Annotated in this window: 19 protein-coding genes and 1 tRNA gene; 9 read left to right on the top strand and 11 right to left on the bottom strand. The window is 43.8% G+C overall.

Features of this window, described 5'->3' with window-relative positions:
- Positions 1-64 precede the first annotated feature (64 nt).
- Positions 65-1,279: a CaiB/BaiF CoA transferase family protein gene (locus tag DN92_RS04395; RefSeq protein ID WP_173960112.1), complete on the top strand. Its 1,215-nt coding sequence runs from the start codon at positions 65-67 to the stop codon at positions 1,277-1,279.
- A gap of 78 nt (positions 1,280-1,357) precedes the next feature.
- Here the strand turns inward: DN92_RS04395 and DN92_RS04390 are convergent, their stop codons facing one another.
- From DN92_RS04390 to DN92_RS04370, 5 genes are all read right to left on the bottom strand, one after another.
- Positions 1,358-3,460 (bottom strand): alkyl/aryl-sulfatase, encoded by a 2,103-nt coding sequence (locus DN92_RS04390; RefSeq protein ID WP_173960111.1) that lies wholly within the window; start codon positions 3,458-3,460, stop codon positions 1,358-1,360.
- 91 nt (positions 3,461-3,551) lie between these two features.
- Complete coding sequence (locus DN92_RS04385; RefSeq protein ID WP_173960110.1) at positions 3,552-4,994, bottom strand: sensor histidine kinase; 1,443 nt, start codon at positions 4,992-4,994, stop codon at positions 3,552-3,554.
- Between the two features lie 37 nt (positions 4,995-5,031).
- Positions 5,032-5,694, bottom strand: a complete 663-nt coding sequence (locus DN92_RS04380; protein WP_217426051.1) for a cytochrome b/b6 domain-containing protein — start codon at positions 5,692-5,694, stop codon at positions 5,032-5,034.
- A gap of 8 nt (positions 5,695-5,702) precedes the next feature.
- Positions 5,703-6,170 (bottom strand): diheme cytochrome c, encoded by a 468-nt coding sequence (locus tag DN92_RS04375; protein ID WP_254598342.1) that lies wholly within the window; start codon positions 6,168-6,170, stop codon positions 5,703-5,705.
- 5 nt (positions 6,171-6,175) lie between these two features.
- The gene (locus DN92_RS04370) at positions 6,176-6,559 is read right to left on the bottom strand and encodes a DUF1924 domain-containing protein (protein ID WP_173960108.1); all 384 of its coding nucleotides are present in this window, start codon (positions 6,557-6,559) and stop codon (positions 6,176-6,178) included.
- 235 nt (positions 6,560-6,794) lie between these two features.
- On the opposite strand from DN92_RS04370, the gene DN92_RS04365 reads away from it, so the two are divergent.
- A complete protein-coding gene (locus tag DN92_RS04365) occupies positions 6,795-7,376 on the top strand; it encodes a hypothetical protein (protein WP_173960107.1) in 582 nt (193 codons plus the stop codon).
- Between the two features lie 67 nt (positions 7,377-7,443).
- On the opposite strand, the gene DN92_RS04360 is transcribed toward DN92_RS04365, so the two are convergent.
- The 3 genes from DN92_RS04360 to DN92_RS04350 form a co-directional block, all read right to left on the bottom strand.
- Positions 7,444-8,784 carry a type II toxin-antitoxin system HipA family toxin gene (locus DN92_RS04360; RefSeq protein ID WP_173960106.1) on the bottom strand — a complete coding sequence of 447 codons (1,341 nt, stop codon included), beginning with the start codon at positions 8,782-8,784 and terminating at the stop codon, positions 7,444-7,446.
- A 2-nt stretch (positions 8,785-8,786) separates the two neighbouring features.
- A complete protein-coding gene (locus DN92_RS04355) occupies positions 8,787-9,059 on the bottom strand; it encodes a helix-turn-helix domain-containing protein (protein WP_173960105.1) in 273 nt (90 codons plus the stop codon).
- 131 nt (positions 9,060-9,190) lie between these two features.
- The gene (locus tag DN92_RS04350) at positions 9,191-9,958 is read right to left on the bottom strand and encodes a metallophosphoesterase (protein ID WP_173960104.1); all 768 of its coding nucleotides are present in this window, start codon (positions 9,956-9,958) and stop codon (positions 9,191-9,193) included.
- 113 nt (positions 9,959-10,071) lie between these two features.
- Here DN92_RS04350 and DN92_RS04345 point away from each other — a divergent pair, with 113 nt between their 5' ends.
- The 6 genes from DN92_RS04345 (at position 10,072) to DN92_RS10735 (ending at position 14,389) form a co-directional block, all read left to right on the top strand.
- Entirely contained in the window at positions 10,072-10,734 is a 663-nt protein-coding gene (locus tag DN92_RS04345; protein WP_173960103.1) for a 3'-5' exonuclease, read from the top strand.
- Between the two features lie 318 nt (positions 10,735-11,052).
- Positions 11,053-12,252, top strand: coding sequence for a tyrosine-type recombinase/integrase (locus DN92_RS04340; RefSeq protein WP_173960102.1), 1,200 nt, complete (start codon positions 11,053-11,055; stop codon positions 12,250-12,252).
- A gap of 89 nt (positions 12,253-12,341) precedes the next feature.
- Positions 12,342-12,896 (top strand): hypothetical protein, encoded by a 555-nt coding sequence (locus tag DN92_RS04335; RefSeq protein WP_173960101.1) that lies wholly within the window; start codon positions 12,342-12,344, stop codon positions 12,894-12,896.
- Positions 12,897-12,970: 74 nt separating this feature from the next.
- On the top strand, positions 12,971-13,183 hold the full coding sequence (locus DN92_RS10740; RefSeq protein ID WP_173960100.1) for a helix-turn-helix transcriptional regulator: 213 nt from the start codon (positions 12,971-12,973) through the stop codon (positions 13,181-13,183).
- Between the two features lie 4 nt (positions 13,184-13,187).
- Positions 13,188-13,907: a helix-turn-helix domain-containing protein gene (locus DN92_RS04325; RefSeq protein WP_173960099.1), complete on the top strand. Its 720-nt coding sequence runs from the start codon at positions 13,188-13,190 to the stop codon at positions 13,905-13,907.
- Positions 13,904-14,389, top strand: a complete 486-nt coding sequence (locus DN92_RS10735) for a helix-turn-helix domain-containing protein (RefSeq protein WP_173960098.1) — start codon at positions 13,904-13,906, stop codon at positions 14,387-14,389. The genes DN92_RS04325 and DN92_RS10735 overlap by 4 nt, the downstream gene beginning before the upstream one ends.
- Before the next feature lie 21 nt (positions 14,390-14,410).
- On the opposite strand, the gene DN92_RS04315 is transcribed toward DN92_RS10735, so the two are convergent.
- Positions 14,411-14,656 carry a hypothetical protein gene (locus DN92_RS04315; protein ID WP_173960097.1) on the bottom strand — a complete coding sequence of 82 codons (246 nt, stop codon included), beginning with the start codon at positions 14,654-14,656 and terminating at the stop codon, positions 14,411-14,413.
- Positions 14,657-15,377: 721 nt separating this feature from the next.
- Here DN92_RS04315 and DN92_RS04310 point away from each other — a divergent pair.
- Complete coding sequence (locus DN92_RS04310) at positions 15,378-15,626, top strand: helix-turn-helix domain-containing protein (protein ID WP_173960096.1); 249 nt, start codon at positions 15,378-15,380, stop codon at positions 15,624-15,626.
- 153 nt (positions 15,627-15,779) lie between these two features.
- Here the strand turns inward: DN92_RS04310 and DN92_RS04305 are convergent.
- Together DN92_RS04305 and DN92_RS04300 are read right to left on the bottom strand one after the other, a co-directional pair.
- Positions 15,780-15,867 (bottom strand) — tRNA-Ser (locus tag DN92_RS04305).
- A 170-nt stretch (positions 15,868-16,037) separates the two neighbouring features.
- Positions 16,038-17,174 carry an NAD(P)/FAD-dependent oxidoreductase gene (locus DN92_RS04300; RefSeq protein ID WP_173960095.1) on the bottom strand — a complete coding sequence of 379 codons (1,137 nt, stop codon included), beginning with the start codon at positions 17,172-17,174 and terminating at the stop codon, positions 16,038-16,040.
- Positions 17,175-17,300 lie beyond the last annotated feature (126 nt).

The following is a 17,300-nucleotide window of genomic DNA, read 5'->3' as shown; positions in this document are numbered from 1 at the left end:
TTTTATATTGACTGCTATTCATTCGATTTTTAAATATAAACATATAAAAACACTTGAGACATAGATGAAAACACCTATCAGTAAGCCTTTACCTCTGGCTGGCGTTCGAGTTCTTGACGTGAGTCAAGTTATGGCAGGTCCCTACTGCTGCATGCTGCTTGCTGACTTAGGCGCTGATGTCATCAAAATAGAGCCTCCGGGTACTGGAGATCAAACCCGTGGCGCAATGGGATTCAAGATGAAAGGCTCAGATAGCATGGGCTTTCTGAATATGAATCGCAATAAGCGCAGCGTGACGCTCAATCTCAAAACCGAAGCGGGCAAAAAAGTATTCTTTGAATTAGTGAAGACAGCTGACATCTTGGTTGAAAACTATCGCCCCGGTGTCATGAAAAAACTGGGCATCGATTACCCCTCGCTCAAGGACATCAACCCAGGATTAGTCTATGCCAGCATTTCGGGATTTGGGCAAACTGGCCCTTGGGCTGATCGTCCTGGCTTTGACCTCATGGCACAAGCCATGTCTGGCGTCATGAGTGTCACAGGCTATCCGGATGGTCCACCAGTAAAAGCGGGAGTCCCTGTTGCCGACATTGGTTGTGCCCTGTTCGCTGTCTACGGTATTTTGTCTGCCCATATTGGTAAGACTAAATCCGGAGAGGGGCAATTTATTGATGCCTCCCTCTTTGATTCCGCATTGGCATTCTCCATCTGGGATACAGCGCAGTACTGGGGCACTGGTGTTGAGCCCTACAAGCTCGGTACAGCTAACCACATGAGTGCGCCCTACCAGGCTATGAAAGCTTCTGATGGCTACTTTGTGATGGGGGCTACCAATCAGAAACTCTGGAAACTGCTTTGCGACAAGATTGGTCGACCAGAATTATTTGAGGACCCCCTGTTTAAAACCAATCCTTTGCGCTTAGCCAATCGCCTGATTCTGGCGGCTGAGCTTGAAAAGACCTTCATCACCAAAACCAGTGAAGAATGGGTAGATCTACTGCTGGCTGACGGCATTCCAGCAGGGCCGATTAACACCTACCCCCAAGCGTTTGATAGTGAACATGGCAAGCATCGCCAAATGCGCATGGAGATTGATCACCCGATTGAAGGCAAGGTTCCTAATATTGGGTTTGCAGTCAAGTTGATGGGCACCCCTCAAAAAGTAAGCAGACATCCCCCACTTTTGGGCGAACACACCAATGAACTCCTTCAAGAGTTAGGCATTGCTGGCGATGAACTCAAAGCACTTGAGGCGGGCGGTGCTTTTACAGCCTGAGTGATTCATCTCTTCCTTGGAAAAGACATGGGCCCCTTAGGGCCCATTTTGTTAATGCTGAGTGTTATACGGCTTGGATTAAGCGCCATCCGAATTGGCGATAGGAGGCGCCTCGAATGGATCCTTGTTTGGTTTGGTAAGTGGCGCTTTTTTAGATTTCGTACCTGGCATCAACTCAAAATCTGGAGTAAAGGTGGTCATCGTGCTGCGCAGTTGCTCAAATACCTTGCGATCACCTTCGAACTTGGCCTTGCCTTCAGCTAATAATTTTTCAAACGTGGTTTGACCACCCATGACTTTTTCTAAGTCGCTACGATTCACGGTGATTGTCAGGTTTGGATTTTTATCCTGATAACCTTTGATATTAGACAGCGCAGAATTACTCATCTCCACAACGAACTTTTCACTATTATCTGGCGTACACAGATTGATGATGAACTTCATCCCGGCAGCTTTTTTACTATCCATGCTGATGGCTAATGCGTTCAACCAAAGCTCGGTTGTCATTGCCCGAATCATGTCAGGACCATTTGTCTTCGGAGAGGCCCCCGAAGGCATACCATGTCGCAATTCATAGGCAGCACCCAAGAAACTATTGCGCACGCTCGGGCTTTCTTTTTGATAGCCTATTTGCTCAAAGATATCTGCCAATAAGTCCTTGGCTGCAGTATTGTCCGGCTCTGCATAAACCAACTTATTCACAATCTCCATCGCTTCACGGTATTTACCCTGCTGATAGAGTTGCTTGCCCTTTGCCATGATCTTGCCAGCACCACCCATCATCTCAACATAAAGCGGCGCAGAATCTTTAGGTGATAAAGGAATCAAGGTGGCGGGGTTAGCATCCCAGTAACCTAGGTAACGATTAATTACGGCGCGGCTGTTGTGCTCCTCTGAGCCATGGTAGCTATGGGCTGCCCATTGAGATCTCAAGCTCTCTGGTTGCTTATAGACATTATGTACTTCATTAATCGTCACACCATTATTTGCCAAATGGAGAACTTCGTTATTCAAGTGGGCGTAGCTATCACGCTGTGTACGCATGACTTCCTGCACGCGATCATTGCCCCAGCGCGGCCAGGAATGCGAAGCAAACATGACCTGCGCTTCAGTGCCATAACTATATAAGGCATTGTTAATATTCTTAGACCACGCCAAAGCATCACGCACTAACGCACCGCGCAAGGTGTAGATGTTATGGATGGTGCCGGTAATATTTTCAGCAGCCCAGAATGCTTTCATCTGTGGGAAATAAGTATTCATCTCGGCGGGAGCTTCAGTACCAGGTGTGTTCTGGAACTCCATCTCAACGCCATCTACTGTCATTTTTTCAAATGGCTCATTAATGAGAATGGTTGGCTCTATCAGACCTAGATTACCTGCTGCCGTATTTTTGCCGATCGACTGGTCTACGTGACCAAATGGACTGCGTGGTAACAAAACGCCATACTGGAAATACAAACGACGTGTCATGGCATTACCAGCGTATACGTTTTCTGCCACGGCGTGATCCATAAAGCCAGCCGGGGCAATAATCTTGACCTTGCCACTCTTCACATCCGCCTCCTCTACTACCCCGCGGACACCGCCAAAGTGATCGGCATGAGAATGGGAATACACCACTGCTACTACTGGGCGTTTACCTAGCTTCTCATTCACCAACTGCAGAGCTGCTCTAGCAGTTTCTTTAGAGGTCAAGGGATCAAAGACAATCCAACCCGTATTCGTTTTAACAAAACTGATATTGGATAAATCAAAGCCGCGTACTTGATAGATCTTTCCTGGCACGACTTCATAAAGGCCATAGCCCATATTGAGAATCGCTTGGCGTTGTAATGATGGATGAACGCTATCGAAGTCTTTACCTTGCAGCAGAAAATCATAACTCCCCATGTCCCAAGCGACATTACCGGCATCAGCCATGATGGTTTTATAGCTTGGCGCTGCAATAAATCCCCTCTTAGACTCTTCAAAGTCACGCTTATCTTCAAATGGCAAAGATTTTCGCAAACCATTTTGGAGTTCTACTGTAAATCTTGAGGGTGCCTTGCCCTTAGAGTCAAAGTGCTTGCCCTGCATTGCACCAGGATCAGCAACCAACCCACCCCCACCAGCAGCAATAGCTGGGCTACCAGAAATCAGGGCAATAGAGAGCGCGATGAGCGTGAGTTGGGTTTTCATATAAAGACCTAGAAATTGATCAAAAGGATTAAAAGTAACTTTCTTAATGATAAGAGAGGTGGCGTATTGGGCAATTAGCCCAAGGGCTAATTTATAGCGATGCCTTAGGCAGAAAAACGATAAATTGGGCGCCTCCACCAGGGGCATCTTGATAGTCAATGCGCCCGCCATGACGTCGCACAATATGCCGACAAAGCCACAAGCCTAATCCCATACTCGACTTTTTATCGCTACCCGCGAGCAACTCAAATAGATGGAGTCTGATCTCAGCTGGTATGCCAAGACCGTTATCAGTCACCCGCAGCTCTAAACCCCCTGGAAAATCATGGCTTTCAATTTGAAGAATTCGCGGCACCTTATTGGAAGCAACCAAAGCTTGAATGGCGTTATTCATTAAATTCAGAAAGACTTGCTCCATTTCGCTCTGATTAGCGTTGACCAATGCCGTTGATGACAGCTTCAGAACCACTTGAATGTTTTTAGCTTGAATTTCTGGAGTGGTAATCTCGAGAACAGATTCAATCAAGCCGCCAATCTCAACTGATCTTAAACCGATCTTGCCACTCGAGAAAATAGAGCGAAGGGATTGGATGATGCTGGCAGCTCGCTGGTTATCGGCAAGTAATGCAGCAAGTATCTCTTGATTTTGTTCGACAGTTAAATTGCCTTCAAGCAGCTTCTTCTGCAGAAACTGAATATTCAGTTGGGATGCTCCTAGGGGCTGATTTAACTCATGGGCAATTGAGGCAGATAAAGCGCCTGTTGCGGCAGTCTTATTGGCTTTGAGCAAATTAGAGATTAAGTTCTCGCGCTCCATCAAGAGTGACTTGATTTCTTCATTCTCAATTTGTGATTGAACATTCGACCTAGCAATGCGCTCAGACCAATAAGCGCCAATGGCGATATAGGCCAGGGTGTTCATGACGATCTGGGTGATTGTGAGCAGAATCAGCAATTGAGGAATCTGCTCAACCTCGCGAATAGTCAAACCGGATGCAAGCACCAAAGATAGCCGGCCAATAGCAAAAAATAATTCCGCACTAGTAGCGTATTGCAAATAGATTAATTGCTTTGAAGGTGCGGTAGCTCTTTTAATACGCAGTTGAACAATTTGCAAAATGAAAAAGAATCCCGTGACTAAGCAAATAAGCGAAGTTCGACTTTCAAATGTGCTGTGAATACGCATCCACTCAAATACTAGGCCGAAAATAAGTGCGGAAAGCAAAAAGACGTATTGCACCCGTTTACTGACTGGTTTATTAAGAGACCTACAAAACAGCAATTGCAAAATAGCAGCAATATAAAAGAGCGTATTGGCTACCGTGAAATTAAATTCTGGCTTGGAGACATCTTCAAGAGTGATGATTCCAGCGCCAAAGGTAGTCAAGGCGAAAACACTCACGATTAATGAGCCCATCCAGTACGGACTAGGTCTTACAGTAATTTGAGATCGATAATAGTGATAAACGCCAATAAACAACCCAAGCTGAATCGTGGCGAGAACAAAGAAATATAGGGAAAGCAGGAGCTTCATGCTATCTATCGTACAACGCTAGTTAGCCCACGGTTTTTTACTGTGTCAGCGCAGGCAAAGAGCCACTCAGGATCAAGAAGAAAAAATATAGGGAGCCGAGTAATATCAGCACGCCCAACCAATATTGTGGATATCGAATTGCCTGCTCTGGCATACCGTATTTTTTTCCAGTAACCATCGATTTCACCAGGTTTTGCCTCTCCAATAAGCTCATGACAATAGCTGCAAGAATATGCAGAATGACCACCGCCATAGCCAAATTAGAGACGATCTCATGGGCCTCGCTTGAAAAGTTACCTAAAAAATCCTTTACGGATAAATAGCCAGTCAAACCAATCAGAAGAATTAGTAACATGAGTGCAACCATCACTAAACCGCCAGCGGGGTTATGACCAACATCGTGATGGGGATGTCTTCGTAACATTGCCATAAAGTGCACTAGTACCGCCTGAGGACTTTTGAGAAATTGGCTAAAGCGAGCGTAACGTGTTCCGATCACACCCCACACCAAACGGAGCAATACCAGCAGACAGGCGGTGTAGCCAAATGCATAATGAATCATCTGCAAGCGTTCGCTTTCAGAAGTGAGCCAAGCTCCTGCAAAACAAATGACTAGTAGCCAATGAAATATCCGTACCGGCATATCCCACACCAATATCTTTTCCCTTAGCCTCCCAGTTGCACCAACTGAATCATGCATTGAATGCCTCATTTCGATGGAATCTGAATATTATTTTCGCTAAAGGTGCCTTTAGCGGCATCGCTGTGACATGCGCCACAGTTTGAAGGACTCTTGACACCCGCCCTCTTCCATATATCGGGCCTCACCTCATCATGCTCACGAATAAACCAAGTAGTTTTTGTGATGCGGTCATCAGGGGCAATCTCACTGTACTTTTGACGTGTGGCGGCGTTTTTCAATAACCAGCTTGTAATCTCAGTTTGGATTTTAGGATCCACACTAGCATCAGTACCAAAGTGCTTATTTAACCCAGACATTACATTCTTCCAGCTCTGCTCACCTAAGAGTGCTGGTGGGTAAGCCATATGACAGCTTGCACATTCAGATTCGTAGGAAGCTAGTGCGTTCGCCGGCATCGCCATTTTGGCTGCAAAGGTATTTGAAGAGGTCAAGATCAAGACAGCAAAAATTAAGGTAGTTTTGTTGTTTTTCATAGAACTCATTTAGTTGTCATTAACCACGAGAGAACGTCTGCCTTTTCTTGCGCGGTACATTCTCTTCCGAGCACATCATTGCAATTACGCTTAAACCATTTATCCGCTATGGCTTGGTCAGTAAAGCGTGCGGGATTAGCGCTAGGGGCAAGTGGCTTAATCACCTTACCAGTCACAATGTGCTTAGTATCATGAATGGGGGGGTTGTCATGACAAGATGAACAGCTCCACTCCTTACCATGCCTGGCATTAAAAAATTGGTCGCCGCGGTTAGGTGAAGCCTTGCCTGACTGCGCTTCATAAGACTTTAATAAGTCTTGCGGCGTTATCGCGCCGACAGAAACCGTAAATCCCATCAAAAAAGACATTGTGATGAACTTCGGCAGCATACAAACCTCTTTTCTGTAACCTTATTTATAGTATGCGCTCTCTATATGACAGTGAGAATCAATAAATAAGTGAAATAGTCGGGTATTGACCAGAAATCTCACCTATGTGGCTAAAAATTCATTCTGATTAATAGCATGAGTACAATATCTTTTAATACTGTTAAAAAGTATTTTATTATTCGCGCATTACCGTTTTACGGTGCTGTGCTTCAACACACTAAGGATTAATACCATCATGAAAAAATTATTCATTGTTATCGTCATTGCTGCCATCGCAGCCGGCGCCTACTTCTATCTCAATAAACCAAAGGCACCTATTGCCGCTGTAGCCGCTCAAGAATCTGCCCTCATTTATGACGGTGAAGTCATCAAGATCGATGCTGCAACTCGCGCAATCACCCTCAAAAACCAAGATGGCGAATCTACTATTGTTGCTGGACCAGAAGTTAAAAACTTTGCTGAAATTAAAGTTGGCGACCGTTTTGACGTGGTCTATGAATTAGCCGTAGCTGTTGAATTGGTAAAAGTGAAAAACCCAGGTACAACTAGTGAGCAAGTTACTACTAGCACTACTACTGCCCCACAAGGCGATAAGCCAGGCATGATCACTACCAACACTGTTACTGCAACTGCCAGCATTGAGGCAATTGATACAGTAAAGAACGTTGTTTCTTTAAAAGGCCCTCAAGGAAACATCTTCAAAGTTAAAGTTCAGAATCCTGACTTGATGAAAGATATTGCTGTGAACGACCAAGTTAAAGTGGTTTACACAGAAGCGATTGCTGCTGTAGTTAGTGCACCAGCTGCTAAGAAGTAATGCGCTAATCTTTTCTAGCTACTAGAAAGACAAAACCCCAGCAAGAGATTGCTGGGGTTTTTATTTTTTAGGTTGAAAATTGGGAGGCTAACATTTGAACCTTCTGTTCCATTCCCATAAAAATTGACTCAGCCACATCCATTGGAAATGGCCCTGTAATGCTCGACCTTACTTGATTGATGACAAACCCAGTCATCTCAATAACTTCGCCAATTAATTGCCGCGCTACATCAGGACCAAGACCTGTCTGCTGAGACTGAGCTACCCAGTGTCTATAGTGAATTTTATCTAGTAGATAGTGATTGGTCGACCCACGAACAGCCATTGCTAGCTTCGCTTTTTGGGGTGCGATTTGATTTGCCCCAAAACCTATTACTGGGTGCGCCGATAACACGTCATAAATTGGAGTTGCTTGATATTGAGAGCCCGGCAGATGCGCAATGCTAAAGTTTTTTCCATGTCCATCAGTTGCAGCTAAGATCCAAAAAATAATTTGCGTTTTGAAAAAATGTAGTCGGTCTTGTTCTGCGTTTACTGAGCCCAGCAATAACTTCATTGCAGATGTGATACTTGGACCTCCATCTGCTTGATATTTACTCATTGGCGATATGCCCATTGCCTGACAAAAATCCTCCTGAGGGAGACGCATAATCCATTGCCCATCAGCAGCTAATCTCCGGTCAAAGCGCTCAATGGTCAATACTTTTTGATCCTCAAAAGAATTAATTTCACAGGAAGCAGTTGGAATACCATATGCAGCCATAATTTTAGAGCAGAGCCACTCATTCTCAACCGATGTGCGCATGTCAGCTCGCATATGACCAACCAAACCCAAGGGTAATTTCAAAATATGTGTAGTTGGAGTGCTACCTTGAGGCAAGAGCCAACGTCCATCGCGCTTAAGTAGCGCAGTTTTTTCTTGCGCACCCGCTATGGATAGTCTTAAATCGTTGCTTTGCTCTGCTTGCCTGAAAACCGAATCCGACGAGACGCGACGAAGGTGATCTGCAATCTCCTCATTGCTCAATACTCGACCTTGAATTTGATAAATTTCTGCTGGCAACTCACCATCGGGCAGGAGCTGTATAGCCCCAACACAATCGCGACCAAGCTGAGATAACAAGTCAAAGGCGCCCAAACTTTTTACCTGATAGCGACTCGCTAACCTCCTACGAATCACGTCACTATCAGGCAATAAGTTATCAAAATAATAATTAACAGGATCGCCTTGATGCGCCACATTACCTGGCAAGAAAGGAAGGGATAGCGATAAGGGTCTTGCTTCTGCCCGCAAAATCCATTCATTAGAATAGGAGAAGCTTTCAAGTTGTCTTGTGATTTGCCAAGTGCCCACTTGAACACCATTCATCCAAATGGTTAGGCCTCTTGATTTTGAGCGAGCTGCCATGACTACCAAATCTCCTTGGACCCAGATTTCATGTTGGTTTTTGCTTCTTTTGAGTTTTTAATGATCTGTTCCAGTGATATGTTGACATCCAGGATCCGCAAGACCAGAAACAATCTTTCAAGAGTGGCTAATTGCGGATTGCCCTCAAAACGTGCATAAGCTTGCTGACTAATTCCGAGCTTTTGCGCCATATCGGCCTGAGTAACCCCCTTTTGCTTTCGGAAAGCCCTAATAAATAGCTTCAAGGTCTCTAGGGTTTGAATTTGATAAATCATCTGCAGCCTCGCTATGAATACAACTTTTAAATTGTAACGCACAATAACAATATATGGGTTGTATATTTACATAACAACTTATAAATTGTAAATAACAGTGAAAGCTTACCGACACCGACCCTTTTAGTCGTTCAGACCTCAACGATCAATGAGGGATTGAACTGTGGGTTTTCCGCATGGCTAGAGCGAACATAGCCGCGAGGATTGCACACCACTCTAGTGCCGTTCATTTCATAATCACAAGAGTCATGGGTATGACCATGAATCCAAAGCGACATCTTTCCAAATAAATGCGATAACTCTGATGCAAAACACGCTGACAAAAAATCAGGTTTATAACGCTCTGCAACAGAATGCATTGAAGGAAGATGATGGGTGATAACTACAGTCTCACCATCGAAAGGAACATCCAACTCTCCCCTAAGAAAAAAGAGTGACTGCTCATGCAATTGGATCGACTTTTGTGGCGAGAAGCCAATTCGTCCATCACCGATTCTCCTGAAATCATTTAAATACATTTCGCCATACATGATGCATTTTTCTCTCAACTCATCGTCAAACAATAAGAAATCAGTCCATAAGGTGGCACCTAAAAAACGGACGGGTTTTTTATCATTAGCACTTTGCAACTGAATTGCTCGATCATCTAAAAAATGAATTTCATAGAGAGCGCATTGCTCTTGTAACTTCGAAATAAGCTCAAGTCGTTGAGATCCATAAAACTCATGGTTACCGGCAACATAGATAATTTCTCGATCTGGAAAAGTCTCACGCGCCCGTTCAACACCACTAGAGCGGACATTAATATCTCCAGCTAGAACCACAACATCCGCATCAGTTGGCTCGGGATTGAAAGCGGCAAACTCTAAGTGAAGGTCACTCAAAATATGAATTTTCATATGCACTATTTAATAAATTTTTACATTGGAATTAAGAAGATGAATCTCTTCTTAAGGTAAGGATTGTATTGAATCAATTAACCATGCCGTCCTACAAGGCATTGAGGATGTAGTTGACTACTACACTGCTACAACCTAAATTACAAACTCGCCAACTCAATGTAGAAAAAATGAATCAAAAACAGTGTTATTTTTCGTTAGATCTTGAACTGAATAATGCGCAAGATAATACAACCGCACATCCCAAGATCATTCAGGCGGGAGTTGCGATTGGAAGTTATTTAAATTACAAAAATAACAGTATTGCTAAGTACAAATGGTATTTAGATCCGCAAGAGCCCATCTTCGAATTCATTACCAGTTTGACCAGCATCTCTAATGAAGACATCCTCAAAAATGCCGTGCCTCATGAACAGTTCGCCAAAGAAATCGGCGAGTTGATCGAAGTTCACCAGTGCTTCATCAACCCGATTAGCTGGGGTGGTGGCGATTCAACAGAGTTGAAGCTTGAGTTCAAAAATCGAGGCGTTCATTTTCCCTATTTTGGGCGCAGATGGATTGATGTAAAAACTTGGTACACCTTGCATATGCTGGCAATAGGAAAGAAACCAAGTGGCGGACTGTCATCTGCGCTTGCTAGCTTTAAGCTTCATTTTGACGGCACACCCCACCGAGCGGATGATGATGCCTTTAATACGCTACGACTTTTCTTCGCTATCCTCGAAAGACAAAACCAACACTATCAATTGATAAAAGATGCCAAGAAAATTCACTAGGGACCATAAAGCCAAGATTAAAGGGTGGGTAGAGAGGTGGGTAGAAGAGCCCCAAAAACAAAGAGCCCCATGGTTAGGGGCTCTGCTGTCGTATATGGCGGAAGAGGTGTCTAGTAGAGGGCATGTACTGCCTAAGCAACCCTAGTTATAGCCAAGAAACCTTAAGAATCAACTTTGTTGCTGTTTCTGATAACTATATTGTCTGCCAGCTAGCAACCAGCCTAGCCCAATCAATTCTTAGGCGATACATTTCATATCAATACCTTCTTACATCTTATATAGATGTTTTGAGGGAACAAATGATGGAACGATATAGCCATGAATATAACTCTTAGCTTTAACTTTGCACAAAAAATAACCAAGACGGGTCGATATTTCGATAGCGGATCTGGACTCCATCTCTGGGTAAAGTCGCCTTCAAAGAAGTATTGGATATTCAGATACATGAAGCTTGGAAAGCGACAAGATATGTCATTGGGAGTATTTCCCTTTATATCTCTTTCAGAAGCCCGTAAAGGGGCTATGGAGGCGAGAATTAAACTCGCCCAAGGGGTGAATCCAATAGAGGATAAAAGAGCCTTAAAGAAGGATTCTTTAAAAGAGCAAACTAAGTTTAAGGATTTTGCTAAATCTTGTATTGAGCTAAAGTCGCCCGAATGGAAAAACTCTAAACATGGTGATCAATGGACTTACACGATTGAAGAGTTTGCAAATCCAGTAATTGGAGATAAACCCCTCAATGAAATCACAACCGAGGACATACTCAAGATCCTTCAACCAATTTGGCTTAACAAGACGGAAACTGCCTCTAGACTTAGAGGTAGGCTTGAATGGATACTTGCATCAGCCACCACTAGAAAGCTCAGAGAAGGCATTAATCCAGCCCAATGGAGGGCGCATCTCGACACCATTCTCCCAAAGCCCAAAAAGACAAATAAGACAAAGCACTTCAAAGCACTTCATTTCAGCCAAGTACCAACATTCATTAGCCAGCTAAGAGAGCGGGAAGGCATTAGTGCTATCGCCCTTGAATTTGCCATCCTGACTTGCGCGCGTACTGGTGAAGTTATTGGAGCTAAGAGAAGTGAAGTTCAAGATGGTGTGTGGACTATTTCGGGCGAGCGAATGAAAGCGGGAAAAGAACATAGAGTGCCTTTGACAACAAGGACATTGGAATTAATTGAAATTGGTAAATATCTTGATCCTGATAGTCCGTACCTATTCTCAATCGAGGGAAAAGCACTCAGCAATATGGCGATGTACTCAGTTGCCAAAAGGATGGGATTCGACACTACAGTTCACGGGTTTAGATCCTCTTTTAGGGACTGGGTATCAGAACTAACGGACTACCCTACTGAATTGGCTGAGAAGGCTCTTGCACACACCATTCAGAATCGAGTTGAGGCCGCATATAGGAGAGGAGATCTACTTGCTAAAAGACTCTCATTGATGGAGGACTGGTCGGATTATTGCGCTCAAGGATCAACAACAAATGTAGTGGCTTTAAAAACAGCATAGACTTATCTTGCGCACCTAGCCCGACGGGGCGAAAAGGATACCCACATCCCTCGGTGCGCACTCTAATCGTGGGGTGAAAGTGGAATCACATGAAGAAAATAGTGTCAAAAGCAACCGCTCTAAAAAATCTATGGGCTAGAGAATATAAGGTCGCCCTTGACGGGGCTAGAGGATTCTCATTTAAGGTTAATGATGGTGATCCTAGAGAGTCGCAAGTGTCAGAGAAGAAAAGAGCTCAAGCCATCTCGAAGATGAAAAAAGATCTATCGAAGCAAAATCTAACTGCCGATCAGTTGATAGATCAGCTTGCAATACTTACTCTTAAATTGAAGGTAATGGAGTCTGACAACACCACCCTACTCAATTCAAACAACAGGCTAATAAAGGCGGCTAAAAAAGCTCAAGATTCTGCGATCAACTCCTCTAAGGAGGGCGCGAAACAGAAAAATGCTCCCTATGCGACTAACAAAAAAATAGCTCAAGCAGAATATTTAGCTATGAGTAAAAATGGTCAGGCAAGTATTAGCCCAGCTAGACTACTTTTAAGACTTCAAAGTAAATTTCCCGATACTAAAAAGCCATGGACACTTGGAGCTCTAAAGGATTGGGTGACTGAATTTAAGGAAATGCTGTCTGCCAGCTAGCACCCCCGTCTAGATCAAATATGTAATTTAGTCTGAAATGTAAGTACGGAATTGCCGTTACTTATAAGGACTAAATGATGATTGAAAGCACGCTAAATAATCAACCTAGATTTGTAAGACTTGATCATGTAGCAAATCAAACAGGGCTTGGTAAAAGCACCATCTTGGCATGGGAGGCGACTGGGAGATTCCCGAAGGCTATTAGATTATCGACAACACTCAGGGTATGGCTTGAGAGTGACATCGATAATTGGATTCTTGAAAAATCATCTCTCGCTAAGGATTAATGAGATGAAGTTTCCAGTGGTAATTGTCGGGCACATGGTTGGATTTAGAAAGCCAATTCATAAGATGGTTCTATGGGTTCTAGCCAATCATGCAAACAATAAGACATGGAGATGTAATCCCAGTGTTGATAGGATTGCAGAGCTATCAGGGATAAAAGAACGCTATGCGCAAAAGATACTTAGGGAGTTAGAGGAGGATCAATATATCTCTAGAGTTGGTAACTCGCTAGGTGGAAATCCAGGGTGCACAACCATCTTTTTAGTTCATAAAGGGTCAGCCTTGTCTAAGGCAATTAAGAGTAGATCAAACAAAGGTAATGCGGATTCAACCACTCTTACCCCTGTCCTACAGAGCACCCCTACCCCTGTCCTAGAACACAACCCTACGGGTGTTCTAAAAGGCACTAACCCCTGTCCTACAGTTCGCTTAACCCCTGTCCTACAGAACACCCTAACTACTAAGGAACTATATACAACTACAACTAAAGAAGAATTTAATGAAACAGATGAAGAGAATAGAGTAGCAATGCCACCCCCTCTTAAGGAGAGTCAAACCAGTGGTGAGTCTAATTTAACTAATGCCAAGCTAGAGGAAAAATATGGTGCGTACTGGTATGAAAATGCTGCCTTGGTAAGAGAGTTAATTGCCCGCCTAAGGATCACTTGTGACAAGAGTGAGAACACTACTGATATTGGATTACGGATCAAGGGAATGCTTAAATGAAAGAAGTTCAATTCAAACTACCTAAAAAGCCTAAGCTCATTAGGATCGAATCCCGAACATCAAAGAAAGAGGCCTTGCCCCCTCCCCCATGGGTGTATCCGATAGGGTGGCCTGACTCAAATTTTCTTTGGAATTTCACCCCATTTCCGCTTGCATTTAGTCTTATGCCCTCCAGAGCTATTTCAGATACAAGACTATCAAGGAATGATTTACGAGTGTTGGGCGCGCTTTGTTGCTATACCAGCCCGAAAGGTATCTGCTTTCCTAATCAGTCCACATTAGCCAGTCATTTGGGAATTCAGCGACCATCAGTCACCAAGGCAATAAGTCGCCTAAAAGGTTTTGGCTATATTCGATTCCTAATCCCAAAGGGAAGAAAGCATCCATCAGCGATTAAGCGTGGCAATAGGTATCAAATACTTATCAGGGGAGATGAAAAGCTACCCTCAGATAAGGAGGGAGAAATATTAGTTACCGAATAAACATGTATGGAGTTTTAGCTTTTAATCTGAGAGGCAGTCATTGCCTTGAATTCGGAAGCTGGATATGACTTTGTTTATGACTGTAAAAGTTGTGGTGCAGTCTTTGGTATAGCTATAGTCCGAGGTGCCAACAGTTTGAAATGGGATGGGCTTACCGAGGTAATAGGTTGTAGTGGTCTTTGCTGGGGTGCCAGCAATATAGACTGTTTCAGATCGGGTATAAGTTAAGTATCTAAGGCCATCAGCCTCATACATGCTTGTAGGCATACCCCACATTGAAACTAGCTGGCTTTCTTGCTTACCCACAAGAGTATTAAGCTTATTTACATATTTTTCTCTAGTCGCGCACCCAGTCAAAAGACCTGTTATTACCATTAGAAAAAGTAAAAGTTTCTTCACTTGTACCCTCCATATTTATAGAAATTAAAATAATCCCAATCTATCTAAAAAACTATTTGGGTCAGAATATAGGTCAACTTAATCATCAGAGCCACAATCAAAATCCTGAAATGGCTTAAGCCTCCAAAAAGCTTTTGCCTCCCTCTCCTGATCACCAAGTGATGGTGGATAAGTACAGGGATACAAAACATAGACTGGATACCCAGAGTAATTTCTCAGAACATAGTCAGATCCATTTTCAACCAAATAAAAAAACAAGAAAAAGAGTGGGAATCCAATCCAAGTTCTGAACTTATATGAAATTGAAAACTTTCGACGACATACTTTGTCTATAAATCCAGATGTAAAAATGGCTAACACTAGGGCAACCCCAAAGAAAACCCATCCAATTATTTTTAGATAAGCCAAGAGAAAACCATTTTTTGAAATGAAGAAGTACCCAAGTACCGCTACCAAGGCAAGCTGGATTCGCCACCCCTTCATTAGCCTGAATACAGGCAAATCTCTTATGCTTGAAATCATGGAGTCTCAATAAATTTACAATATATGGTGAAGACACAGTCTAGCTTATCCAGCAAAGTTTCCCTATATGTTGGGAACAAAAAGATCACCTTTAAATTTAGCCTTTGGGAGAGTGCTTAGAAACTTAAGGCTCAAGGCCGATTTATCTCAGGAGGAATTGGGGCTTGAGGCTGAAATTCAGAGGAATTACATAAGCCTTATTGAGCTTGGACATAACCAACCAACTATATCCATCATCTTCAAGATATCAAAAGCCCTCAAAATCAAACCCGCAAAGCTAATTCAACTCGTGGATGAGGAATCTCAATCCCACTAAATCATTACCTAGAACTGGGGGGTATGGGGGGTATTTCTGGTTATCAGGAGATGTCAAATGACAAGACCATCTTTATGTTGTCAAATCAATTGAGGGAACAACTGAGGGAATAAAAAGAAAAAGAGCCTTATAGGCTCTATTTACTTGACATCTTGGCGGAAGAGGTGAGATTCGAACTCACGGTTCCTCTCGGAACGATAGTTTTCAAGACTATTGCAATCGACCACTCTGCCACTCTTCCGTTGCTACAAAAAACCCTGCAAGCCTGTAGATTGTAGGGCTTCAGGGGAGCCGAAGCACAAAAACAGCACACCCTCCCCGCCAGCCCTTTGTTTACAAGCATCAGCACCAGTTTTCAAGACTGGTGCATTCAACCGCTCTGCCACTCTTCCTTGCGATTTGAGTCCTAGATTATAGAGAACTTTTGATTTGCGCCTCTAAATGCTGCGCAATCGCCAAACTAGAGGTGAGGCCTGGGGACTCAAAACCATAGAGGTTAAATAAGCCTTGAAGATGATGTTGTTGGGGCCCTTCAAAGTAAAAGTCTCCTGCTGGGGCATTTGGTGGCACGATTTTGGCTCTCACGCCCGAGTAGTCGGCCTGTAAGCTGCCGTCCTTCAATCCGGGCCAGTATTTTCTGACGGCTGCATAAAAGCTATCTCCCCGCTCTTGATCCACCGTGTAGTTAATCTGGCTTTCTTCGTCAATATCGAGCCACTCAACATCTGGGCCAAACTTGGCTTGACCACCCATATCTAGGGTCAAGTGCACACCCAATCCGCCTGGCTCAGGGATGGGATAAATCAAATGGCTAAATGGGGATTTTCCGGATAAGGAGAAATAGTTTCCTTTTGCAAAATAGGCTTTGGGTATTAGATCTTTCGAGAGACCTTCAATTTTTTGCGCTAGCGCTGGCGCACTCAGTCCCGCACAATTAATCAACAATTTAGTCTGAATGGTCATGCCATCAGCACCCCCGATAGTGAGCTCAAAGCCACCTTCAGCATCATTGCCAATGGGTTTAGCGCTGAGTAATGGAGATTGATAGGCAACCATGCCGCCAGCATCTTCAAAGCCGCCCAATAGCGACAGCATGAAACCATGACTATCGACTACGCCGGTAGAGCCAGAGAGTACTGCTGCCTCACATTGCAACTGTGGCTCCAAGGCCTTAGCTTGCGCCCCTGAAATCATCTTAATATCGGGAACTTGATTATTTTGGGCTTTATACAAAATGGCTTGAAGATCATCCAGCTGGCCAGCATCTGCAGCAACAATAAGCTTGCCGTAAGCTTTCGTACTCACTTGATGACTACGGCAGTATTCATATAGAAGGCGATTACCTGCTACGCAGAGCTTGGCTTTAAGGGAGTCTTTTGGGTAATAAATCCCCGCATGAATCACCTCACTATTGCGAGCGCTGCTGATAGTGCCAAAGGCAGCTTCTCGCTCGAGCAATATAGTCTCACGGCCTTGCAAGGCCATCTCGCGAGCCACTGCCAAACCAACCACTCCGGCGCCCACTACTACGCAATCCACCTGCTCCATTCGGCTATTCCTGACCTGATTTCAGATATGTCTCAATTTTGTAATGACTTTTGCCCTCGCCAAAGCCCTTCTGTTACTCAAATCGTAACATTTTCGGTGTTTTAAGGGGATATTGATGCCCTTATT

Source organism: Polynucleobacter arcticus (assembly GCF_013307205.1).
Taxonomy (GTDB): domain Bacteria; phylum Pseudomonadota; class Gammaproteobacteria; order Burkholderiales; family Burkholderiaceae; genus Polynucleobacter; species Polynucleobacter arcticus.
The sequence above is the reverse complement of the archived record's forward strand: the minus strand, read 5'-3'. Positions and strand labels throughout refer to the sequence as shown.